20 protein-coding genes and 1 riboswitch are annotated in these 21,961 nt (G+C 54.1%); of the genes, 11 read left to right on the forward strand and 9 right to left on the reverse strand.

Annotation, left to right across the window (positions count from 1 at the left end; all coding sequences use genetic code 11):
* The first annotated feature begins 679 nt into the window (after nucleotides 1–679).
* Together purH and purD are read left to right on the forward strand one after the other, a co-directional pair.
* Nucleotides 680–2,269 carry a bifunctional phosphoribosylaminoimidazolecarboxamide formyltransferase/IMP cyclohydrolase gene (gene purH, locus A7589_RS21400; RefSeq protein ID WP_001187545.1) on the forward strand — a complete coding sequence of 530 codons (1,590 nt, stop codon included), beginning with the start codon at nucleotides 680–682 and terminating at the stop codon, nucleotides 2,267–2,269.
* Between the two features lie 11 nt (nucleotides 2,270–2,280).
* Nucleotides 2,281–3,570 carry a phosphoribosylamine--glycine ligase gene (gene purD, locus A7589_RS21405; RefSeq protein WP_000866814.1) on the forward strand — a complete coding sequence of 430 codons (1,290 nt, stop codon included), beginning with the start codon at nucleotides 2,281–2,283 and terminating at the stop codon, nucleotides 3,568–3,570.
* Here purD and zraR read toward each other — a convergent pair.
* Entirely contained in the window at nucleotides 3,567–4,892 is a 1,326-nt protein-coding gene (gene zraR, locus A7589_RS21410; protein ID WP_000148494.1) for a sigma-54-dependent response regulator transcription factor ZraR, read from the reverse strand. The genes purD and zraR overlap by 4 nt on opposite strands.
* Nucleotides 4,889–6,286: a two-component system sensor histidine kinase ZraS gene (zraS, locus tag A7589_RS21415; RefSeq protein WP_001211879.1), complete on the reverse strand. Its 1,398-nt coding sequence runs from the start codon at nucleotides 6,284–6,286 to the stop codon at nucleotides 4,889–4,891. The genes zraR and zraS overlap by 4 nt, the downstream gene beginning before the upstream one ends.
* A 106-nt stretch (nucleotides 6,287–6,392) precedes the next feature.
* Here zraS and A7589_RS23550 point away from each other — a divergent pair, with 106 nt between their 5' ends.
* Both A7589_RS23550 and zraP read left to right on the forward strand, forming a co-directional pair.
* Complete coding sequence (locus tag A7589_RS23550; RefSeq protein WP_071988066.1) at nucleotides 6,393–6,521, forward strand: hypothetical protein; 129 nt, start codon at nucleotides 6,393–6,395, stop codon at nucleotides 6,519–6,521.
* Nucleotides 6,522–6,523: 2 nt separating this feature from the next.
* Entirely contained in the window at nucleotides 6,524–6,946 is a 423-nt protein-coding gene (zraP, locus tag A7589_RS21425; protein ID WP_010351356.1) for a zinc resistance sensor/chaperone ZraP, read from the forward strand.
* Between the two features lies 1 nt (nucleotide 6,947).
* Here zraP and A7589_RS21430 read toward each other — a convergent pair whose 3' ends face one another.
* The 6 genes from A7589_RS21430 to nudC form a co-directional block, all read right to left on the reverse strand.
* A complete protein-coding gene (locus A7589_RS21430) occupies nucleotides 6,948–7,643 on the reverse strand; it encodes a DUF1481 domain-containing protein (RefSeq protein ID WP_032155994.1) in 696 nt (231 codons plus the stop codon).
* Nucleotides 7,644–7,655: 12 nt separating this feature from the next.
* Nucleotides 7,656–7,928 (reverse strand): nucleoid-associated protein HU-alpha, encoded by a 273-nt coding sequence (gene hupA / locus A7589_RS21435; RefSeq protein WP_001044513.1) that lies wholly within the window; start codon nucleotides 7,926–7,928, stop codon nucleotides 7,656–7,658.
* A gap of 186 nt (nucleotides 7,929–8,114) precedes the next feature.
* Nucleotides 8,115–8,705: a YjaG family protein gene (locus A7589_RS21440; protein ID WP_000940106.1), complete on the reverse strand. Its 591-nt coding sequence runs from the start codon at nucleotides 8,703–8,705 to the stop codon at nucleotides 8,115–8,117.
* Nucleotides 8,706–8,747: 42 nt separating this feature from the next.
* A complete protein-coding gene (gene nfi, locus A7589_RS21445; protein WP_000362401.1) occupies nucleotides 8,748–9,419 on the reverse strand; it encodes a deoxyribonuclease V in 672 nt (223 codons plus the stop codon).
* A gap of 9 nt (nucleotides 9,420–9,428) precedes the next feature.
* Nucleotides 9,429–10,493, reverse strand: coding sequence for a uroporphyrinogen decarboxylase (hemE, locus tag A7589_RS21450; protein WP_000137656.1), 1,065 nt, complete (start codon nucleotides 10,491–10,493; stop codon nucleotides 9,429–9,431).
* Between the two features lie 39 nt (nucleotides 10,494–10,532).
* Nucleotides 10,533–11,306 (reverse strand): NAD(+) diphosphatase, encoded by a 774-nt coding sequence (gene nudC, locus A7589_RS21455; RefSeq protein ID WP_000373944.1) that lies wholly within the window; start codon nucleotides 11,304–11,306, stop codon nucleotides 10,533–10,535.
* 94 nt (nucleotides 11,307–11,400) lie between these two features.
* Here nudC and A7589_RS21460 point away from each other — a divergent pair, with 94 nt between their 5' ends.
* From A7589_RS21460 to thiH, 7 genes are all read left to right on the forward strand, one after another.
* The gene (locus A7589_RS21460) at nucleotides 11,401–11,877 is read left to right on the forward strand and encodes an Rsd/AlgQ family anti-sigma factor (RefSeq protein ID WP_000934292.1); all 477 of its coding nucleotides are present in this window, start codon (nucleotides 11,401–11,403) and stop codon (nucleotides 11,875–11,877) included.
* A 51-nt stretch (nucleotides 11,878–11,928) separates the two neighbouring features.
* Nucleotides 11,929–12,029, forward strand: a riboswitch (TPP riboswitch).
* 78 nt (nucleotides 12,030–12,107) lie between these two features.
* Nucleotides 12,108–14,003 (forward strand): phosphomethylpyrimidine synthase ThiC, encoded by a 1,896-nt coding sequence (gene thiC, locus A7589_RS21465; RefSeq protein WP_108189002.1) that lies wholly within the window; start codon nucleotides 12,108–12,110, stop codon nucleotides 14,001–14,003.
* Complete coding sequence (thiE, locus tag A7589_RS21470) at nucleotides 14,003–14,638, forward strand: thiamine phosphate synthase (protein ID WP_000284594.1); 636 nt, start codon at nucleotides 14,003–14,005, stop codon at nucleotides 14,636–14,638. Before thiC ends, thiE begins: the two co-directional genes overlap by 1 nt.
* Complete coding sequence (gene thiF / locus A7589_RS21475; protein ID WP_000999757.1) at nucleotides 14,631–15,386, forward strand: thiazole biosynthesis adenylyltransferase ThiF; 756 nt, start codon at nucleotides 14,631–14,633, stop codon at nucleotides 15,384–15,386. The genes thiE and thiF overlap by 8 nt, the downstream gene beginning before the upstream one ends.
* On the forward strand, nucleotides 15,370–15,570 hold the full coding sequence (gene thiS, locus A7589_RS21480) for a sulfur carrier protein ThiS (RefSeq protein WP_001166251.1): 201 nt from the start codon (nucleotides 15,370–15,372) through the stop codon (nucleotides 15,568–15,570). The genes thiF and thiS overlap by 17 nt, the downstream gene beginning before the upstream one ends.
* A 1-nt stretch (nucleotide 15,571) precedes the next feature.
* Nucleotides 15,572–16,342, forward strand: a complete 771-nt coding sequence (gene thiG / locus A7589_RS21485; RefSeq protein ID WP_000944121.1) for a thiazole synthase — start codon at nucleotides 15,572–15,574, stop codon at nucleotides 16,340–16,342.
* Nucleotides 16,339–17,472 carry a 2-iminoacetate synthase ThiH gene (gene thiH, locus A7589_RS21490; RefSeq protein ID WP_000847479.1) on the forward strand — a complete coding sequence of 378 codons (1,134 nt, stop codon included), beginning with the start codon at nucleotides 16,339–16,341 and terminating at the stop codon, nucleotides 17,470–17,472. The genes thiG and thiH overlap by 4 nt, the downstream gene beginning before the upstream one ends.
* 241 nt (nucleotides 17,473–17,713) lie before the next feature.
* Here the strand turns inward: thiH and rpoC are convergent, their stop codons facing one another.
* Entirely contained in the window at nucleotides 17,714–21,937 is a 4,224-nt protein-coding gene (gene rpoC / locus A7589_RS21495; RefSeq protein WP_000653937.1) for a DNA-directed RNA polymerase subunit beta', read from the reverse strand.
* Nucleotides 21,938–21,961 lie beyond the last annotated feature (24 nt).

The raw sequence follows: 21,961 nt of genomic DNA on the forward strand, positions 1-21,961 counted from the left end.
GATAGCATGTGTTAAGCCAGCCGCCAGCGTTAAATCTGAGCCATGGTCAAACTCATCAAGTTAAAAGTTTGACGCTGAAAGAATTAAACTTAGTAATGAATTACGTGTTCACTCTTGAAACTTAGTATTCATTTATCGTCTTGCGGCGTTAAGAATACGTATCATCGAGGGCCCACACAGATTGTGTGGTAAATTGTTAAAGAGCAGTTGCGACGCGGCCTTCAGCTCACTGTCGCGAGGTGGCGTATATTACGCTTTCCTCTTTCAGAGTCAACCCTGAATTTCAGGATTTTTTCTCTTCAACCGAACCGGCTGTTTGTGTGAAGTGATTCACATCCGCCGTGTCGATGGAGGCGCATTATAGGGAGTTCTCCTGAGGCCGCAATAGAAAAATTGCAAAAAAATGACTGACTGCTGCATTCCCCAGCAAAACCCCTATTTATACCTTTTTACGCACAGAGTTATCCACAATCATAAGCGTTATTTCTGTATTCCTGACCTGCTAACCACAATCGAAATGGTGCTCACCATCGAAACAAAAAAATTCGCGAGCGTTGCGCAAACGTTTTCGTTACAATGCGGGCGAAAAATAAAGATGCCCCGTTAGGGGCGTTAGCTGAGTTTTTCGCGAAAAATTCAGCTAACGCTCTCTGTAATAGTCAAATCCAGGGGATTTACCATGCAACAACGTCGTCCAGTCCGCCGCGCTCTGCTCAGTGTTTCTGACAAAGCAGGTATCGTCGAATTCGCTCAGGCACTTTCCGCACGCGGTGTGGAACTGCTATCTACAGGAGGCACTGCCCGACTGTTAGCAGAAAAGGGGCTGCCGGTGACCGAAGTTTCCGATTACACCGGTTTCCCGGAGATGATGGATGGACGTGTGAAGACTCTGCATCCGAAAGTACATGGTGGCATTCTGGGCCGTCGCGGCCAGGACGATGCCATTATGGAAGAACATCAGATCCAGCCTATCGATATGGTGGTTGTTAACTTGTATCCGTTCGCCCAGACAGTTGCTCGTGAAGGCTGCTCGCTGGAAGATGCGGTTGAGAACATCGATATCGGCGGCCCAACGATGGTGCGCTCCGCCGCCAAGAACCATAAAGATGTCGCAATCGTGGTTAAGAGCAGCGACTACGACGCCATTATTAAAGAGATGGATGCCAACGAAGGTTCACTTCTGCTTGCAACCCGTTTCGACCTCGCTATCAAAGCCTTCGAGCACACTGCCGCCTACGACAGCATGATTGCCAACTACTTCGGCAGCATGGTTCCGGCTTACCACGGTGAAAGCAAAGAAGCTGCCGGTCGCTTCCCGCGCACGCTGAACCTGAACTTCATTAAGAAGCAGGATATGCGTTACGGCGAGAACAGCCACCAGCAGGCTGCCTTCTATATAGAAGAGAATGTAAAAGAAGCCTCCGTTGCCACAGCAACCCAGGTTCAGGGTAAAGCCCTCTCTTATAACAACATCGCCGATACCGATGCGGCGCTGGAGTGCGTGAAAGAGTTCGCCGAGCCGGCATGTGTGATTGTGAAGCACGCCAACCCTTGCGGCGTGGCTATCGGCAATTCCATTCTTGATGCTTACGATCGCGCGTACAAAACAGACCCGACCTCCGCATTCGGCGGCATCATTGCCTTTAACCGCGAGCTGGATGCTGAAACCGCACAGGCCATCATTTCTCGTCAGTTTGTCGAAGTGATTATTGCACCGTCCGCCAGCGAAGAAGCCCTGAAAATCACCGCCGCCAAGCAGAACGTACGCGTTCTGACCTGCGGTCAGTGGGGCGAACGTATTCCGGGTCTTGATTTCAAACGCGTGAACGGCGGTCTGCTGGTTCAGGATCGCGATCTGGGGATGGTCGGTGCAGAAGAACTGCGCGTCGTCACCAAACGTCAGCCGACCGAGCAGGAACTGCGTGATGCGCTGTTCTGCTGGAAAGTGGCGAAGTTTGTGAAATCCAATGCCATCGTCTATGCCAAAAACAATATGACCATCGGGATTGGCGCAGGCCAGATGAGCCGCGTGTACTCCGCCAAAATCGCCGGTATTAAAGCTGCCGATGAAGGTCTGGAAGTCAAAGGTTCCTCTATGGCTTCTGACGCGTTCTTCCCGTTCCGTGATGGTATTGATGCTGCCGCCGCTGCCGGCGTGACCTGCGTAATCCAGCCTGGCGGTTCTATTCGTGATGACGAAGTGATTGCCGCCGCCGACGAGCACGGTATTGCAATGCTCTTCACCGACATGCGCCACTTCCGCCATTAATGGAGCGACAGATGAAAGTATTAGTGATTGGTAACGGCGGACGCGAGCACGCACTGGCCTGGAAAGCGGCGCAGTCGCCGCTGGTTGAGACCGTATTTGTCGCACCGGGTAATGCGGGAACGGCGCTGGAGCCTGCGCTGCAAAACGTCGCTATCGGCGTAACCGATATCCCGGCGCTGCTGGACTTCGCGCAAAACGAAAAGATCGATCTGACCATTGTCGGCCCGGAAGCGCCGCTGGTGAAAGGCGTGGTCGATACCTTCCGCGCCGCCGGGCTGAAAATCTTCGGCCCAACCGCAGGCGCCGCGCAACTGGAAGGCTCGAAAGCGTTTACCAAAGATTTCCTGGCCCGCCATAAGATTCCTACAGCGGAATATCAGAACTTCACCGAGGTAGAACCTGCGCTGGCGTATCTGCGTGAGAAAGGCGCGCCAATCGTCATTAAAGCTGACGGTCTGGCTGCCGGGAAAGGCGTTATCGTGGCGATGACGCTGGAAGAAGCGGAAGCGGCTGTTCATGATATGCTGGCGGGCAACGCTTTTGGCGACGCGGGTCATCGCATTGTTATCGAAGAGTTCCTCGACGGCGAAGAAGCGAGTTTTATCGTAATGGTGGATGGTGAGCATGTGCTGCCGATGGCCACCAGCCAGGATCACAAACGCGTAGGCGATAAAGATACCGGGCCAAACACCGGCGGAATGGGGGCTTACTCTCCTGCGCCGGTAGTGACCGATGAAGTTCATCAGCGCACCATGGAACGTATCATCTGGCCAACCGTGAAAGGCATGGCGGCGGAAGGCAATACCTACACCGGTTTTCTCTATGCAGGTTTGATGATCGACAAACAGGGCAACCCGAAGGTTATCGAATTTAACTGCCGCTTTGGCGATCCAGAAACCCAGCCGATTATGCTGCGCATGAAGTCCGATCTGGTTGAGCTCTGCCTGGCAGCCTGTGAAGGCAAGCTGGACGAGAAAACATCCGAGTGGGATGAACGCGCTTCCCTCGGCGTGGTGATGGCTGCGGGTGGATATCCGGGCGATTATCGCACTGGCGATGTGATCCACGGCCTGCCGCTGGAAGAAGTCGAAGGCGGTAAAGTGTTCCACGCGGGCACGAAACTGGCGGATGACGAGCAGGTAGTGACCAGCGGCGGGCGCGTACTGTGCGTCACCGCGCTGGGTCATACCGTAGCAGAGGCGCAGAAACGCGCTTATGCCTTAATGACCGATATCCACTGGGACGACTGCTTCTGCCGGAAAGATATCGGCTGGCGCGCTATCGAACGCGAGCAGAACTAACGCGACAGTTTTGCCAATAGCGTTTTGCGCGTAATCCCTAACTGACGGGCGGCTTCGGTTTTGTTGCCGCCCGTTTTCTCCAGCGCCGCCAGAATCACCTCTTTTTCCACTTCCACCAACGGCTGAATGTCCTGAGTTTGCGCCAGCGGGATCGGCGTACTGGCAATCGCCAGCGGCAGCTCGCGTTCGGAAATATATTCCCCGGTCAGCAGCACCACTGCCCGTTCTACCGCGTTTTCCAGTTCGCGAATATTTCCCGGCCAGTCGTAGTGAATCAGCAGATCCATCGCCTGGGGCGTAAAGCCTTTTATCGTCTTACGATTGCGTTCAGCAAATCGTTGCAGAAAATGGTCAGCCAGCAGGGGAATATCCTCCCGTCGTTGCCGCAGCGACGGTACTTCAATTGCCACCACGTTCAGCCGATAGTAGAGATCCTGGCGAAAACGCCCGGCCTTTACCTCAGCGGCAAGATCGCGATGGGTCGCCGCAATCAGCCGGACATCAACCGAGATGGTCTGGTTGCTGCCGACACGCTGAACTTCGCGCTCCTGAATCGCACGCAGCAGACGAACCTGCATCATCGGCGAGATATCGCCAATTTCATCGAGAAACAGCGTGCCGCCGTCCGCCTCAACAAAGCGCCCTTCACGCCGTTTGTCGGCTCCAGTAAACGCCCCTTTTTCGTGACCGAACAATTCAGATTCCAGCAAGGATTCGTTGAGTGCCGCACAGTTGAGCGTTACCAGCGGTTTTTCGCTACGTGCGCTACTGGCGTGAATCGCCCTGGCGACCAGCTCTTTACCGGTGCCGGAATCGCCGTGGATCAGCACCGTGGCTTCCGATGGCGCGACGAGGGCGATTTCACTGAGCAGGTGTTGCATCGCCGGGCTTTTACCGACCATACCGAACTGGCTGGCAGACACCGCAGGCGTTTCAGCGTCAACACTGTGCGTATGTGCGAGCGCCTTTTCCAGTGTCGCCTGCAGGTTATCGAAATCCAGCGGCTTGATGAGATAATCCAGCGCCCCAGTTTTCAGTGCCTCTACCGCCGTCTCGACGCTGGAGTACGCGGTCATAATCAGCACCGGAATCGCGGGGTTTAATGTTTTGATCTCTTTCAGCGTGGCGATGCCATCCATCTCTGCCATTCGCACATCGCAAAGCACAAGATCAAAAACCTGTTCCCGCACCTGCGCCAGCGCCTGTTGCCCACTATTCGCCAGCGCGACGTTATAGCCCCAGCCGCGCAGTAATGCCTGCAAGATGGTGCAGTGGCTAATGTCATCATCCACCACCAGAATATCGATATTATCGTGCGTCATCCTTGTGGGTCCTTACGCGTAATATTGACCGGAAACCAGAGGGTGAACGTTGCGCCTTTTCCCTCCTGGCTTGCGACCTGAATTGTACCACCGTGTTGTTCAACAATATTATGCACGACCGCCAGCCCCAGTCCGGTGCCTTCGGCTTTGGTGGTGAAGTATGGGGTGAAAATGGCTTCAAGCTGATCCGCCGCAATTCCCTTACCGCTGTCGGTAACGCTGATTTTCACGCCCGCGCCGCTTTCGCTGGCCGTCACGCTAATCACGCCATGCTGACCAATCGCCTGAATAGCATTGAGATAGAGATTCAACAGGACCTGAGTCAGCCTGTCCGGATCGGCCTGAATTTCCGGTAATGTGTCGTTGGCGGTAAAGCGTAACTGGATCTCCCGGCTGTTTGCATCCTGGCTCACCAGCTGTAATGAATGGTTAATCAAGGTATTGAGATCCACCGCCTGCAAAGCCAGGTGCGTTGGCTTGACCAGTTCCAGCAACTCACTCACCACACGATTCAAACGGTCGGCCTCTTTCGCCATCACCTGCGCCAGTTGATGCGCTTCCCCGCCCTCTGGTGCTCGTTCGGCAAAGTATTTCGCCAGCCCTTTAATTGAGGAAAGCGGATTGCGAATTTCATGGGCAACGCCTGCCGCCAGATGCCCCAGCGCCACCAGCTTCTCTTTGCGCTTCATCTCATCCTGTAGAAGCTTGCGCGAGCGCAGATATCGGCGATACCAGAAGAATGACAACACGCTTGCCAGCAGTACCGTCGCCAGGGCGAAGAGGATAATCAGGGTGTTGCGCTTCTCCCCAATCTGGGTTGCAACCAGATCACTGGCATCAACAGCGATAAAGATAGCCTGTTGTGCTTCTGCCTGTGGCACAGCTTTTCCGTTACAGCGCGGCATATTGTGCATACCATGCCGCCAGGGAGCTGACATTGGCTGGAACAAACGATAGACCTCAAGCGCAGGCGCAGTTTCCGCTTTCTCAAGCAGTCGCCAGCGGGAGTTTTCCTCTGGCTTTAACTGCTGCATTTCATCTGGCGAATAGAGTGCACGCCCGACCATTTCGGGGTCACTGTGAAGAATGATGATGCCCTGGGCATCGGTGACAGCAAACCACAATACCCCCGGCTGGCCTGCCATCTCTTCCAGAAGTGCCTGCTGCTGAATATGGTGCATTCGCATCCCCATCCCTACGCGACTTCCTGACTCCAGAGCGCGAATAAGCACATTACCTTTTTCCAGTAATGCCTGGCGGTCGGCCTCGCTTGCCCGCCCATAATCGCGAATAACCGTCACTGCAAACAATCCCACCAGCCCAACAATGACCACGGGGAGGATCGCGCTTAACCATTTGGCTAAGGCGTCTTTAGAACGTTGCATAAAACGCATCTTCTTCGTTGCCTGTTCATCCCTTTTTGACAGCAGAAATCATGCCATCTTTTATCAGCGTTTACCCTGCGCTGTAACACAAACACTTACGTTTCAATGAGTAAAAATGACTCGCTACCCACAGCAGGCGAGTCATTTTTACTCGCTTATCATGCCAGATTGCCCGTCACATCAGCGTTTCGTCGTTGGCACGGAAGATGCAATACCCGAAGTAAGACAACCACTGGAGGATTAACCATGAAACGGAACACGAAAATTGCCCTGGTGATGATGGCGCTTTCAGCAATGGCGATGGGATCGACATCTGCATTTGCTCACGGCGGACACGGTATGTGGCAGCAAAATGCCGCGCCTTTGACCAGCGAACAACAGACGGCGTGGCAGAAAATCCATAATGACTTTTACGCCCAAAGCAGCGCGCTGCAACAGCAACTGGTGACGAAGCGTTATGAATACAACGCTCTATTAGCCGCTAACCCACCGGATAGCAGCAAAATTAACGCGGTCGCCAAAGAGATGGAGAATTTGCGTCAGTCGTTAGATGAGTTGCGGGTGAAACGGGATATCGCGATGGCTGAAGCAGGTATTCCGCGCGGTGCCGGAATGGGCATGGGTTACGGCGGCTGTGGTGGTGGTCATATGGGTATGGGCCACTGGTAAACTAGAACGTTTTCTCGTTGGGTTGCCAGCGACAGAAATCAGAGTTTGCCACTAACAGTAATTGCGAACCTTCGGGCGCTTCCAGCCATGCCACGCTGACATCAACAGAAGAGCGGCTCTGGCGGCGCTCAATATGCGCTATCGCCTGCGAATCTAAATCAGGTTTAATGGTTTGCCCTTCGCAGGTAGTCACCGTCTGTTCCATCTCATGCCAGCGTCCCTGACGCAGCACCACTCTCCCCTGGCGTAAAGCATCGCTAATTTGGCGGATTTGGTCAGCACGATAACGGTATAAATCGATTTGGTCGTTAGAAAGCTGCTGCTTTTCCCCGTCGGATTCACGTTGCATAAAGCTCAGGTCACCGCGATCGTCAAAACGCGCGCGGATATTCACCGGCGGTTTGCTATAAACGTTGATATTGATAAGCGTGAGGTTATCGCCCTGCCAGCGATACTCTCGCGTCGTGGTATCGCCATTGCGCCACGGACTGAACACAGCAAGCAAATGCACATTATCGCCGCTGTCTTTTCGCCAGATACGTACCGCGCCCTGGTCTTCAGCAAAACCACTGGCGGTAAAGGGAGGAAGTGAAGAGTTGTGGCTACAGGCAGTAAGAAACAGAGCGCCCGCCAGCATCAATGATCGACGCCAGAAAGACAAAAGGGGTGAAACCACCCCTTCGTTAAAACTGTTCACTGCCACGCAATCTTACTTAACTGCGTCTTTCAGTGCCTTGCCAGAAACAAATGCCGGTACGTTAGCTGCGGCGATTTTGATTTCTTTACCGGTCTGCGGGTTGCGGCCAGTACGCTCAGCGCGGTGGTTCACTTTGAAGGTTCCGAAACCAACCAGTTGTACAGCATCGCCTTCTTTCAGAGACTCAGTAATTGCAGCCAGAGTGGACTCCAGAGCAGCTTTAGCCTGGGTTTTGGACAGTTCTGCTTTCTCTGCAATTACATCAATCAGTTGAGTCTTGTTCATAAGTTATCCTTACAATGTGTTTATCGCTTGCTAAGCATCGAGTGCGACGGAAATGCCAGAATAGCACTCTCCTGCATACACGCACCGATAGCCACTTTTTTTCGCCCCCCAAATGTAGACCAGACGGGGGGCGAAAGGGAAGACTCCAGGTACGACAAATCAGGCGTTAATTCACGTTTTCTGGTCTTATTGCTGAAAAATTATACCAATATTGCTCTCACCCGCCTCACGCAGGTCGGCTCTAAGGCCTTTTATCAGCTCAATGTCACGTTCTTCACACTCGGCTAAAAGTCGGAATATTTCCCACTGAATGTCCCATTCTTGCTCAACGGCTGGGTTTTCTTTCAGCTCTTCATCGCTCATTTCACGACCAGCCTGAGTCATTTCCAGCATCGCAACGGTAGTGATGGAGGTCTTACTCACTTCCACCGCGTGTTCGAGCGTTTCGCCACTCAAACGTGAATGAACCAGTTCACTTAACGCCACGCAGGCATCAATTGCCGGATAAACGCCGTACAGATCGAAATCGTCCGCTGAAGGAATCGCTTCCTCAAATTTCTCCAGTTGGCTGTCGAAATTCACTTTTGCGTCTTTGACGGTCAGTGTTTCCCAGATGAGATCGAGAATACGGCGGTAAATTTGCCCATCACCAAAACCGGTTTGCTGGCAAAACATGGCGTAATTGGGGTACATGCGTTCGCATAAGCAGGCCATGAAAGTGACATGCTGCCAGCTTTCCAGGCGCTCCAGACGCAGATGAATCGGGTTTTGTAACATGTTGAGTTCTCAAATACGGAAATTATCCGCAGTTTACCTGAATTAGGGCTGATTTGCTGTATAGCGCACAAATGCCGGACGTTCCGAGGCCACGGCATCCGCCCAGCGCGTTGGCTCCGGCAGACGATAGCCTTTCATGCAGCGTTGTACCCACGCCAGCGCGCTATCCACGCTGACCCGATGACCCGTAGCGATAAACAGCGGGTTGCAGCGTGCTTTGCTGCGCCAGACCCAGGCCAACTGCTCGCCTTTATCCATCAGCGGCGCCAGCGCGCCCGGTTCGCTGGAGAGCGGTTCGAATTTACCGCAGAGCCGTTTTTTCGCCACGCCTATCGTTGGCACATCCACCAATAAGCCAAAATGGCTGGCGACACCAAGACGGCGAGGATGCGAGATCCCATGACCATCGACAAACACTAAATCCGGCTTTTGCGACAGCATCTCCCACGCTGCCAGCAGCGCAGGATATTCGCGGAAGGAGAGAAAACCAGGAATGTAAGGCATGGTAGTGGCGATGCGGGCCACTTTATACTCCACCAGCTCAAGCGAGGGGTATTTCAGCAGCACCATCGCCGCTCGCGTCACTTCTCCGCCCTGCTCAAACCCGACATCGGCTCCGGCGATCAGATCCGGTGGATCTTTATCGAGTCGATCCTCGCGGATCACAGAAGAAGCCAGTTCAAGTTGTTGTGTGCGTAATGACGCGAGATCCATAACCACTCCTTACTGATGATAAGGCGCAGACAGGCGATGCACTGCCTCCACAAACACGCCAGCATGTTCTGGCGGCACATCCTGGTGAATGCCGTGACCAAGGTTAAAGACATGACCTTCGCCGTGACCGAAACCTGCAAGTATAGTCGCTACTTCTTCTTCAATTCGGGCTGGCGGCGCGTACAGCATCGACGGGTCCATATTGCCCTGCAACGCGACTTTATTACCCACGCGGCGGCGCGCATCGGCGATGTCGGTTGTCCAGTCCAGTCCCAGCGCATCGCAACCGGTTTCCGCCATGGCTTCCAGCCACTGTCCGCCACCTTTGGTAAACAGTGTTACTGGTACGCGGCGACCGTCGTTTTCACGCAATAAACCATCAACAATTTTATGCATGTAATAGAGCGAGAATTGTTGGTAGTCGCGCCCGGTAAGCACTCCGCCCCAGGTGTCAAAAATCATCACTGCCTGAGCACCGGCTTTAATCTGCGCGTTCAGATACAGGGTGACGCTTTTCGCCAGTTTATCGAGCAGAGCGTGCAGTGCCTGCGGATCGGCATACATCATTTTTTTGATCACTGTGAAGGCTTTGCTGCTGCCGCCTTCCACCATGTAGGTCGCCAGCGTCCACGGGCTGCCGGAAAAACCAATCAGCGGCACTTCGCCTTTCAGTTCGCGGCGAATGGTACGCACCGCGTTCATCACGTAACCCAGCTCATCTTCCGGGTCCGGAATTGGCAGTTTATCGACGTCAGCTTTGCAGGTGACTGGCGAGGTAAAACGCGGGCCTTCTCCGGCTTCAAAATAGAGCCCTAACCCCATCGCGTCCGGCACGGTGAGGATATCGGAAAAGAGGATCGCCGCATCCAGCGGGTAGCGACGCAGCGGTTGCAAAGTCACTTCGCACGCCAATTCGGCATTTTTGCACAGCGACATAAAATCGCCCGCTTGGGCGCGCGTAGCTTTATATTCCGGTAGATAGCGACCCGCCTGGCGCATCATCCATACTGGAGTGACATCAACGGGCTGGCGCAGCAGCGCCCGCAGATAACGATCGTTTTTAAGTTCGGTCATTTTGGCTATTCCTTAGTGCGTCAGGCGGTCAGTGTATCATCACTCATACTCTGCCCGACACATCGCCACCGTATCTTCTATCAGGCGGCGCGCCACGGTGCCGGGCGGTGGCAGTAAGGGTAAATCGTCGTAGCGATACCAGTTCGCCTCCAGCAGTTCTTTCGGGTCAATCACGATGTCGCCGCTGTCATAGTCCGCCATAAACGCAGTCATTAATGACTGAGGAAACGGCCACGGCTGAGAAGTCACGTAACGCAGGTTTTTGACTTTGATGCCACTCTCTTCCATTACTTCCCGCGCGACCGCCTGTTCGAGGGTTTCGCCCACTTCGACGAATCCGGCAAGTACCGTATGGACACCGTTACGATGGCGGGTATGCTGAGCGAGCAGGATTGAATCATTGCGGCGGATGGCAACGATAATGCAGGGGGCGATTTGCGGATAGTAACGCTCACGGCAGTGACTGCACAGCATCGCCCATTCTGTTTTGCTCGGGTACATTTCATGCCCGCAATACCCGCAGTATTTATGCGAGCGGTAAAACTCCGCCAGTTGCACGCCGCGTCCGGCTAGTTGAAACAACCCGACGTCCAGATCAATGACCTGGCGCACCGAGCCCATATCATGGCGACGCTGCTGTTGAACTAGCCAAACAGGTTCCCCCTGCCATTCGCCGATTTGTAGTGCGCGCTGACCCACAAGATCGAAATTTGCCGCTTCGCCATATGGCAATTCTCCCTTCGGCAACCACAATTTTTGCTCATGACTGACGACCCACCAGCCGTGATCTAATTTTTCAATTATACGATCCATAGCTCTTGCACTACCTTTGCATCACTGGCATGTTTAACATGGTTTTTACATTTCTCACTGAGCAGTTTTTGAATACAAACTTGCGGAGTCAATCATGCTTAACCAGCTCGATAACCTGACGGAGCACGTCAGAGGAAGTAACAAACTGGTTGATCGCTGGCTACATGTACGTAAGCATCTGCTCGTGGCTTACTACAATCTGGTTGGCATTAAGCCTGGCAAAGAATCGTACATGAGGCTAAACGAAAAAGCCCTTGATGATTTTTGCCAGAGTCTGGTCGATTATCTGTCTGCCGGACATTTCAGTATTTATGAGCGCATTCTCCATAAGTTGGAAGGCAACGGGCAACTCGCGCGCGCCGCAAAGATTTGGCCGCAACTGGAAGCCAATACACAACAGATTATGGATTACTACGATTCCAGCCTGGAAACCGCCATCGATCATGATAATTACCTTGAGTTTCAACAGGTTTTATCTGATATCGGCGAGGCGCTGGAAGCACGCTTTGTACTGGAAGATAAGCTGATTCTGCTGGTGCTTGATGCCGCCCGCGTCAAACATCTTGCTTGAGTTCTGCGCTGTTAACGCGTAATTTACATTCAACGCCCCGTTTTCGGGGCTAATTTCTTGTCGGAGTGCCTTAACTGGCTGAGACCGTTTATTCGGGATCCGCGGAACCTGATCAGGCTAATACCTGCGAAGGGAACAAGAGTTAATCTGCTATCGCATCGCCTTTGCGCGATCGTCTCTTGCTTCATCCGTCGTCTGACAAGCCACGTCCTTAACTTTTGGAATGAGCTATGTCTGCAACAAAACTAACCCGCCGCGAACAGCGCGCCCAGGCGCAACATTTTATCGACACCCTGGAAGGCACCGCCTTTCCCAACTCAAAACGCATTTACATCACTGGCACACACCCCGGCGTGCGCGTGCCGATGCGTGAGATCCAGCTTAGCCCGACGCTAATCGGCGGCAGCAAAGAACAGCCGCAGTATGAAGAAAACGAAGCGATTCCGGTCTACGACACCTCCGGCCCGTATGGCGATCCGCAGATTGCCATTAACGTGCAGCAAGGGCTGACAAAACTACGCCAGCCGTGGATCGATGCGCGCGGCGATACCGAAGAACTTACCGTGCGCAGCTCCGATTACACTAAAGCGCGGCTGGCAGATGATGGCCTCGACGAGCTGCGTTTTAGCGGCGTCTTGACGCCAAAACGCGCCAAAGCAGGCCGCCGCGTCACACAGCTGCACTACGCCCGCCGGGGCATCATCACACCTGAGATGGAATTCATCGCCATTCGCGAGAATATGGGGCGTGAGCGCATTCGTAGCAAAGTTTTGCGCCACCAGCATCCGGGAATGAGCTTTGGCGCACGTCTGCCGGAAAATATCACTGCGGAATTTGTCCGTGATGAAGTCGCTGCCGGACGCGCGATTATCCCCGCCAACATTAATCACCCTGAATCAGAGCCGATGATTATTGGTCGTAACTTCCTGGTAAAAGTTAACGCTAATATCGGCAACTCGGCGGTCACCTCTTCCATCGAAGAAGAAGTGGAAAAGCTGGTGTGGTCTACGCGCTGGGGAGCGGATACGGTGATGGATCTTTCCACCGGCCGCTATATTCACGAAACCCGCGAATGGATTTTACGTAACAGCCCGGTGCCGATTGGTACTGTGCCGATCTACCAGGCGCTGGAAAAGGTTAACGGGATCGCGGAAGAGCTTACCTGGGAAGCGTTCCGCGACACGCTGCTGGAACAGGCCGAACAGGGCGTAGATTACTTCACGATTCATGCGGGCGTTCTCCTGCGCTACGTGCCAATGACCGCGAAACGCCTGACCGGTATCGTCTCTCGCGGCGGTTCGATTATGGCGAAATGGTGCCTCTCCCATCATCAGGAAAATTTCCTCTATCAACACTTCCGCGAATTTTGTGAAATCTGCGCTGCTTATGACGTTTCGCTATCGCTGGGCGACGGCCTGCGACCCGGTTCGATTCAGGACGCCAACGATGAAGCGCAGTTTGCCGAGCTGCATACGCTGGGCGAACTGACCAAAATCGCCTGGGAATATGACGTACAGGTGATGATTGAAGGCCCCGGGCATGTGCCGATGCAGATGATTCGCCGCAATATGACCGAGGAGTTAGAGCACTGCCACGAAGCACCGTTTTACACTCTGGGGCCGCTAACTACCGATATTGCACCGGGCTATGACCACTTCACGTCGGGGATTGGCGCGGCGATGATCGGCTGGTTTGGCTGCGCGATGCTCTGTTACGTAACGCCGAAAGAGCACCTGGGTCTGCCTAATAAAGAAGATGTTAAGCAAGGGCTTATCACCTATAAGATTGCCGCCCACGCTGCCGACCTGGCAAAAGGGCATCCGGGCGCGCAAATTCGCGATAACGCCATGTCGAAAGCCCGCTTCGAATTTCGCTGGGAAGACCAGTTTAATCTGGCTCTCGACCCGTTTACCGCCCGCGCTTATCACGATGAAACCCTGCCGCAAGAGTCCGGCAAAGTCGCCCATTTTTGCTCCATGTGCGGGCCGAAATTCTGCTCAATGAAAATTAGCCAGGAGGTGCGCGATTACGCCGCCGCGCAAACCATTGAAGTGGGGATGGCGGATATGTCGGAGAATTTCCGCGCCAGAGGCGGAGAAATTTACCTGCGTAAGGAGGACGCGTGATGTATCAGCCTGATTTTCCTCCTGTACCTTTTCGTTTAGGACTGTACCCGGTGGTGGACAGCGTACAGTGGATCGAACGTCTGCTGGACGCTGGCGTGCGAACCCTCCAGCTACGCATCAAAGATCAGCGCGATGAAGAGGTGGAAGCCGATGTAGTAGCGGCAATTGCGCTGGGTCGCCGCTATAACGCGCGGCTGTTTATTAATGATTACTGGCGGCTGGCGATTAAGCATCAGGCATATGGCGTCCATCTGGGGCAGGAAGATTTGCAATCTACCGATCTCAAGGCCATCCGCGCGGCAGGCCTGCGGCTGGGCGTTTCGACCCATGACGATATGGAAATCGACGTCGCGCTGGCAGCTCGCCCTTCTTATATCGCGCTGGGACATGTGTTCCCGACCCAAACCAAACAGATGCCTTCTGCACCGCAGGGGCTGGAGCAACTGGCACGGCACATTGAGCGCCTGGGGGATTATCCCTCCGTGGCGATTGGCGGTATCAGTCTGGCGCGCGCGCCTGCGGTGATGGCGACGGGTGTCGGCAGTATCGCCGTCGTCAGTGCCATTACCCAGGCGGCAGACTGGCGTTTGGCAACGGCACAATTGCTGGAAATAACAGGAGTTGGCGATGAATGACCGTGACTTTATGCGTTACAGCCGTCAAATCCTGCTCGACGATATCGCTCTTGAAGGGCAGCAAAAACTGCTCGACAGCCAGGTACTGATTATCGGCCTTGGCGGGCTGGGTACGCCCGCTGCGTTGTACCTGGCGGGTGCTGGCGTCGGGACGCTGGTACTGGCAGATGACGACGATGTGCATTTAAGCAATCTGCAACGACAAATCCTCTTTACCACTGAAGATATCGATCGCCCGAAATCGCAGGTCTGCCAACAACGACTGACACAGTTAAATCCCGATATTCAACTGACGGCATTACAACAACGGTTAACGGGTGAGGCGTTAAAAGATGCGGTAGCACAAGCCGATGTAGTGCTCGACTGTACTGACAATATGGCGACTCGACAGGAGATTAATGCCGCTTGCGTGGCACTCAACACGCCGCTTATTACCGCCAGCGCGGTCGGATTTGGCGGTCAGTTGATGGTATTAACGCCACCCTGGGAGCACGGTTGTTACCGCTGCCTGTGGCCAGATAACCAGGAGCCAAAACGCAACTGCCGCACGGCAGGCGTGGTTGGCCCGGTGGTCGGAGTAATGGGCACTTTGCAGGCACTGGAAGCGATTAAGTTATTGAGCGGTATAGAGACGCCAGCGGGAGAACTCCGACTATTCGACGGTAAATCGAGCCAGTGGCGCAGCCTGGCGTTGCGCCGTGCAAATGGTTGCCCTGTATGTGGAGGATGCAATGCAGATCCTGTTTAACGACCAACCGATGCAGTGCGTCGCCGGACAAACTGTTCACGAGCTGCTGGAACAACTCGATCAGCTAAAAGTGGGCGCGGCACTGGCGATTAATCAGCAAATCGTCCCGCGTGAGCAGTGGGCACAACATATCGTGCAGGATGGTGACCAGATCCTGCTTTTTCAGGTTATTGCAGGAGGTTGAGATGTTACGTATCGCGGACAAAACGTTTGATTCACATCTGTTTACCGGCACCGGGAAATTCTCCTCTTCACAACTGATGGTGGAGGCGATCCGCGCTTCCGGTAGTCAGCTGGTGACGCTGGCGATGAAACGCGTCGACTTGCGCCAACACAACGACGATATCCTCGCCCCGCTTATCGCGACGGGTGTGACACTGCTGCCGAATACTTCCGGGGCGAAAACGGCGGAAGAAGCTATCTTCGCCGCTCATCTGGCACGCGAAGCTCTGGGCACACACTGGCTGAAGCTGGAGATTCACCCTGACGCCCGCTGGCTGTTGCCCGATCCCATCGAAACACTGAAAGCTGCCGAAACGCTGGTGCAACAGGGATTTGTCGTGCTGCCTTACTGCGGTGCCGATCCAGTGTTGTGTAAACGTCTGGAAGAAGTCGGTTGCGCGGCGGTGATGCCGCTCGGCGCACCGATTGGCTCTAATCAGGGACTGGAAACCCGTGCCATGCTGGAGATTATTATCCAGCAGGCCACGGTTCCGGTGGTCGTTGATGCTGGCATCGGCGTTCCCAGCCATGCCGCACAGGCGCTGGAAATGGGAGCCGATGCGGTATTGGTAAATACGGCAATTGCTGTCGCGGACGATCCCGTCAACATGGCGAAGGCATTTCGCCTAGCGGTAGAAGCGGGTCTGCTGGCACGTCAGGCTGGACCGGGCAGCCGCAGTCATTTTGCTCATGCCACCAGCCCACTGACCGGATTTCTGGAGGCATCGGCATGAAAACCTTCAGCGACCGCTGGCGGCAACTGGACTGGGACGACATCCGCCTGCGTATCAACAGCAAAACAGCAGCTGACGTAGAGCGGGCGCTGAGTGCCTCAAAACTCACCCGCGACGATATGATGGCGCTGCTATCGCCTGCCGCCAGTGACTACCTGGAACCACTGGCTCAACGGGCGCAGCGTCTGACTCGTCAGCGATTTGGCAACGTCGTCAGCTTCTACGTCCCGCTTTATCTTTCCAATCTTTGCGCTAACGACTGCACGTACTGTGGATTTTCCATGAGCAACCGCATCAAGCGCAAAACGCTGGATGAAGCGGATATCGTCAGAGAAAGCGCCGCTATTCGGGAAATGGGCTTTGAACATCTGTTGCTGGTCACTGGTGAACATCAGGCAAAAGTGGGAATGGATTACTTTCGCCGCCATCTCCCTGCCCTGCGTAAACAATTCTCCTCACTACAGATGGAAGTGCAACCGCTGGCAGAAGCGGAATACGTCGAGTTAAAACAGCTTGGTCTGGATGGGGTGATGGTTTATCAAGAGACGTATCACGAGGCGACATATGCCCGCCATCATCTGAAAGGGAAAAAACAGGACTTCTTCTGGCGACTGGAAACACCGGATCGGCTGGGTCGTGCGGGGATTGATAAGATTGGTCTCGGCGCACTAATCGGCCTTTCCGACAACTGGCGCGTTGACTGCTATATGGTTGCCGAGCATTTGCTATGGCTGCAACAGCATTACTGGCAAAGCCGCTACTCTGTCTCCTTCCCGCGCCTGCGCCCGTGTACTGGCGGGATTGAGCCAGCGTCGATTATGGATGAACGCCAGTTAGTGCAAACCATCTGCGCTTTCCGGCTGTTCGCGCCGGAGATTGAACTTTCACTCTCCACGCGAGAATCACCGTGGTTTCGCGATCGCGTTATTCCGCTGGCAATCAATAACGTCAGCGCCTTCTCGAAAACGCAGCCAGGTGGCTATGCCGACAATCACCCTGAACTGGAACAATTCTCACCGCACGACGATCGCCGACCAGAAGCTGTGGCCGCCGCGTTAACCGCTCAGGGTTTGCAGCCTGTATGGAAAGACTGGGACAGCTATCTGGGACGCGACTCGCAAAGACGATGAGACGGAATGTAAGGACGTAAATTTATTCCGAGCCACTACGGAAGATGAAAAACGGAAGGTTGTTGAAAGCGTTGCGTTTTTTTATGGTAGTGCCGTCAGCAGGAATGTTGTCCAGGGCGAAAAGCTTCTTCCTCGTTTCGCCCTGCCTTTCTTAATATTTTCCGTAAAAACTTTGCCCTCTGAATCGCCCCCATAAAAAAACCCGCCGAAGCGGGTTTTTACGTTATTTGCGGATTAACGATTACTCGTTATCAGAACCGCCCAGACCTGCGTTCAGCAGTTCTGCCAGGCTGGCAGACGCGTCTTCTGCAGTCACCTGCGGTGCAGCCGGAGCTTCACCCGCAGCACGGCGACGCATACGATCCTGGTGATACGCATAACCCGTACCTGCCGGGATCAGACGACCCACGATAACGTTCTCTTTCAGACCGCGCAGTTCATCGCGTTTGCCTGCAACAGCTGCTTCGGTCAGTACGCGAGTGGTCTCCTGGAACGATGCCGCAGAGATGAACGACTCGGTTGCCAGAGACGCTTTGGTGATACCCAGCAGATCGCGGGCGTAAGTTGCACCCACTTTGCCGTTCGCTTCCAGTTCGCGGTTTGCGATCTTGACGCGAGAGTATTCAACCTGTTCGCCTTCCAGGAAGTCGGAGCTACCCGCGTTAACGATGGTGGCTTTACGCAGCATCTGACGAACGATAACTTCGATGTGTTTATCGTTAATCTTAACGCCCTGCAGACGGTATACGTCCTGTACTTCGTTAACGATGTAACGAGTCACAGCATGAACACCACGCAGACGCAGAATGTCGTGCGGCGCTTCCGGACCGTCGGAAATGACGTCACCACGTTCTACACGTTCACCTTCGAACACGTTGAGCTGACGCCATTTCGGAATCATCTCTTCGTAAGGTTCGCTGCCGTCTACCGGAGTGATAACCAGACGACGTTTACCTTTGGTTTCTTTACCGAAGGAAACGACACCGCTGATTTCAGCCAGGATTGCCGGCTCTTTCGGACGACGCGCTTCGAACAGGTCCGCAACGCGCGGCAGACCACCGGTGATGTCCTTAGTACCGCCAGATTCCTGCGGAATACGCGCCAGGGTGTCACCGGAGCTTATCTGTACGCCATCTTCCAGCTGAACAATCGCTTTACCCGGCAGGAAGTACTGCGCAGGCATATCAGTACCAGGGATCAGAACGTCGTTACCCTGAGCATCAACGATTTTCAGTGCCGGACGCAGATCTTTACCACCTGCGGTACGTTCTGCGGAATCCAGAACCACCAGCGAAGACAGACCGGTCAGTTCGTCGGTCTGACGAGTAATGGTCTGACCGTCAATCATATCGGTGAAGCGAACAAAACCGCTTACTTCAGTGATAACCGGCATGGTGTGCGGATCCCAGTTTGCAACGGTTTCGCCGCCTGCAACCTGTTCGCCATCACCTTTCGCCAGTACCGCACCGTAAGGCACTTTGTAGCTTTCTTTAGTACGACCAAATTCGTCGATCAGTTTCAGTTCGGTGTTACGGGAAGTGATAACCAGTTTACCGCTGGAGTTCACAACCGACTTCACGTTGCTGAGTTTGATGCTACCTTTGTTTTTCACCTGGATGCTGGATTCAGCAGCCGCACGGGACGCCGCACCACCGATGTGGAACGTACGCATGGTCAGCTGTGTACCCGGTTCACCGATGGACTGTGCCGCGATAACACCGATTGCTTCACCTTTGTTGATGATGTGGCCACGCGCCAGGTCACGACCGTAGCAGTGCGCACATACACCAAAGTCGGTGTCACAGGATACAACAGAACGTACTTTAACCGCGTCGACAGAGTTCTCTTCCAGCAGGTCACACCACTGTTCGTGCAGCAGCGTGTTGCGTGGAACGAGGATATCGGCAGTACCCGGCTTCAGAACGTCTTCTGCAGTTACACGACCCAGTACGCGATCGCGCAGCGGCTCTTTAACGTCGCCACCCTCGATAACCGGGGTCATCATGATACCTTCATGAGTACCACAATCGTCTTCGGTAACCACCAGGTCCTGCGCCACGTCAACCAGACGACGAGTCAGGTAACCGGAGTTCGCCGTTTTCAGTGCGGTATCCGCCAGACCTTTACGAGCACCGTGGGTGGAGATGAAGTACTGGAGTACGTTCAGACCTTCACGGAAGTTCGCGGTGATTGGCGTTTCGATGATGGAGCCATCCGGCTTCGCCATCAGACCACGCATACCCGCAAGCTGACGAATCTGTGCAGCAGAACCACGCGCACCGGAGTCGGCCATCATGTAGATGCTGTTGAAAGATACCTGCTTCTCTTCCTGACCGTCACGGTTGATAACGGTTTCAGTTTGCAGGTTATCCATCATCGCTTTGGATACACGATCGTTCGCCGCAGCCCAGATATCGATAACTTTGTTGTAGCGTTCGCCCGCAGTTACCAGACCAGACTGGAACTGCTCCTGAATTTCAGCAACTTCTGCTTCTGCCTCGGAGATGATTTCGTGTTTCTTCTCCGGGATGACCATGTCATCGATACCAACCGATGCACCGGAACGCGCTGCATATGCAAAGCCGGTGTACATGATCTGGTCCGCAAAAATAACGGTTGGTTTCAGGCCGAGAATGCGGTAGCAGGTGTTCAGCATTTTGGAGATTGCTTTTTTACCCAGCGCCTGGTTGACGATGGAGTAAGGCAGACCTTTCGGTACAATCATCCACAGAATGGCACGGCCAACGGTCGTGTCCTTCAGGCTGGTTTTCGCTACTAATTCACCGTTAGCATCTTTTTCGTATTCAGTGATACGCACTTTGACGCGCGCATGCAGAGAGGCCAGGCCAGCGCGATAAATACGCTCAGCTTCTTTCGGGCCAGTCAGCACCATGCCTTCGCCTTTGGCGTTAACACAGTCACGGGTCATGTAGTACAGACCCAGTACAACGTCCTGAGACGGAACGATGATTGGTTCGCCGTTCGCCGGGGACAGGATGTTGTTGGTAGACATCATCAGCGCACGCGCTTCCAGCTGGGCTTCCAGCGTCAGCGGTACGTGAACAGCCATCTGGTCACCATCGAAGTCGGCGTTATATGCCGCACAAACCAGCGGGTGCAGCTGGATAGCTTTACCTTCGATCAGTACCGGTTCAAATGCCTGGATACCCAGACGGTGCAGAGTCGGTGCACGGTTCAGCAGTACCGGGTGTTCGCGGATAACTTCGTCCAGGATATCCCAAACGACAGCTTCTTCGCGCTCAACCATTTTCTTAGCGGCTTTGATGGTGGTAGCGAGGCCACGCAGTTCCAGCTTGCCGTAGATAAACGGTTTGAACAGCTCCAGTGCCATTTTCTTCGGCAGACCGCACTGATGCAGACGCAGGTATGGACCTACGGTGATTACAGAACGACCGGAGTAGTCAACACGCTTACCGAGCAGGTTCTGACGGAAACGACCCTGTTTACCTTTGATCATGTCGGCCAAAGATTTCAGAGGACGCTTGTTAGAACCGGTGATTGCACGACCGCGACGACCGTTATCCAGCAGGGCGTCTACCGCTTCCTGCAGCATACGTTTTTCGTTACGTACGATGATGTCCGGCGCAGCCAGATCCAGCAGACGTTTCAGACGGTTGTTACGGTTAATGACGCGACGATACAGATCGTTCAGGTCAGAAGTTGCGAAACGACCACCATCCAGCGGAACCAGCGGACGCAGATCTGGCGGCAGTACTGGCAGAACGGTCAGGATCATCCACTCTGGTTTGTTACCAGACTGAACGAACGCTTCCAGCAGTTTGATACGCTTGGTCAGCTTCTTGCGCTTGGTTTCGGAGTTAGTTTCGTTCAGCTCTTCACGCAGCTGTTCGCATTCTTGCTCCAGATCCATGCTCTTCAGCAGAGCCTGGATTGCTTCCGCACCCATTTTCGCGTCGAATTCGTCACCGAACTCTTCCAGCGCGTCCAGATACTGCTCTTCAGTCAGGATCTGCTGGCGTTCCAGGTTGGTCATACCGCCTTCGATTACCACATAGGATTCGAAGTACAGCACGCGTTCGATATCGCGCAGCGGCATATCCAGCAGCAGGCCGATACGGGACGGCAGTGATTTCAGGAACCAGATGTGCGCAGTCGGAGAAGCCAGCTCGATGTGGCCCATACGCTCACGGCGTACTTTGGTCTGGGTCACTTCAACGCCGCACTTCTCACAGATAACGCCACGGTGTTTCAGGCGCTTGTACTTACCGCACAGGCACTCGTAGTCTTTTACCGGCCCAAAGATACGGGCGCAGAAAAGGCCGTCACGCTCAGGTTTGAACGTACGGTAGTTAATGGTTTCCGGCTTTTTAACTTCACCGAAAGACCATGAACGGATCATGTCTGGCGATGCCAGAGCAATTTTGATCGCATCAAACTCTTCGGTTTTAGTCTGCGCTTTCAGAAACTTTAATAAATCTTTCACGGATTTGCTCCCGTCGGAGTTAGC

This window comes from Escherichia sp. MOD1-EC6475, assembly GCF_003046645.1.
GTDB lineage: Bacteria > Pseudomonadota > Gammaproteobacteria > Enterobacterales > Enterobacteriaceae > Escherichia > Escherichia ruysiae.

Bases quoted from the DNA above. Each gene is read 5' to 3' on its own strand.
- purD (WP_000866814.1), top strand. From the start codon at position 2,281: ATGAAAGTATTAGTGATTGGTAACGGCGGACGCGAGCACGCACTGGCC.
- hemE (WP_000137656.1), bottom strand. From the start codon at position 10,493: ATGACCGAACTTAAAAACGATCGTTATCTGCGGGCGCTGCTGCGCCAG.
- zraS (WP_001211879.1), bottom strand. From the start codon at position 6,286: ATGCGTTTTATGCAACGTTCTAAAGACGCCTTAGCCAAATGGTTAAGC.
- thiC (WP_108189002.1), top strand. From the start codon at position 12,108: ATGTCTGCAACAAAACTAACCCGCCGCGAACAGCGCGCCCAGGCGCAA.
- zraR (WP_000148494.1), bottom strand. From the start codon at position 4,892: ATGACGCACGATAATATCGATATTCTGGTGGTGGATGATGACATTAGC.
- thiE (WP_000284594.1), top strand. From the start codon at position 14,003: ATGTATCAGCCTGATTTTCCTCCTGTACCTTTTCGTTTAGGACTGTAC.
- thiH (WP_000847479.1), top strand. From the start codon at position 16,339: ATGAAAACCTTCAGCGACCGCTGGCGGCAACTGGACTGGGACGACATC.
- thiS (WP_001166251.1), top strand. From the start codon at position 15,370: ATGCAGATCCTGTTTAACGACCAACCGATGCAGTGCGTCGCCGGACAA.
- thiG (WP_000944121.1), top strand. From the start codon at position 15,572: ATGTTACGTATCGCGGACAAAACGTTTGATTCACATCTGTTTACCGGC.
- nfi (WP_000362401.1), bottom strand. From the start codon at position 9,419: ATGGATCTCGCGTCATTACGCACACAACAACTTGAACTGGCTTCTTCT.
- A7589_RS23550 (WP_071988066.1), top strand. From the start codon at position 6,393: ATGACTCGCTACCCACAGCAGGCGAGTCATTTTTACTCGCTTATCATG.
- A7589_RS21440 (WP_000940106.1), bottom strand. From the start codon at position 8,705: ATGTTACAAAACCCGATTCATCTGCGTCTGGAGCGCCTGGAAAGCTGG.
- zraP (WP_010351356.1), top strand. From the start codon at position 6,524: ATGAAACGGAACACGAAAATTGCCCTGGTGATGATGGCGCTTTCAGCA.
- hupA (WP_001044513.1), bottom strand. From the start codon at position 7,928: ATGAACAAGACTCAACTGATTGATGTAATTGCAGAGAAAGCAGAACTG.
- nudC (WP_000373944.1), bottom strand. From the start codon at position 11,306: ATGGATCGTATAATTGAAAAATTAGATCACGGCTGGTGGGTCGTCAGT.
- thiF (WP_000999757.1), top strand. From the start codon at position 14,631: ATGAATGACCGTGACTTTATGCGTTACAGCCGTCAAATCCTGCTCGAC.
- purH (WP_001187545.1), top strand. From the start codon at position 680: ATGCAACAACGTCGTCCAGTCCGCCGCGCTCTGCTCAGTGTTTCTGAC.
- A7589_RS21460 (WP_000934292.1), top strand. From the start codon at position 11,401: ATGCTTAACCAGCTCGATAACCTGACGGAGCACGTCAGAGGAAGTAAC.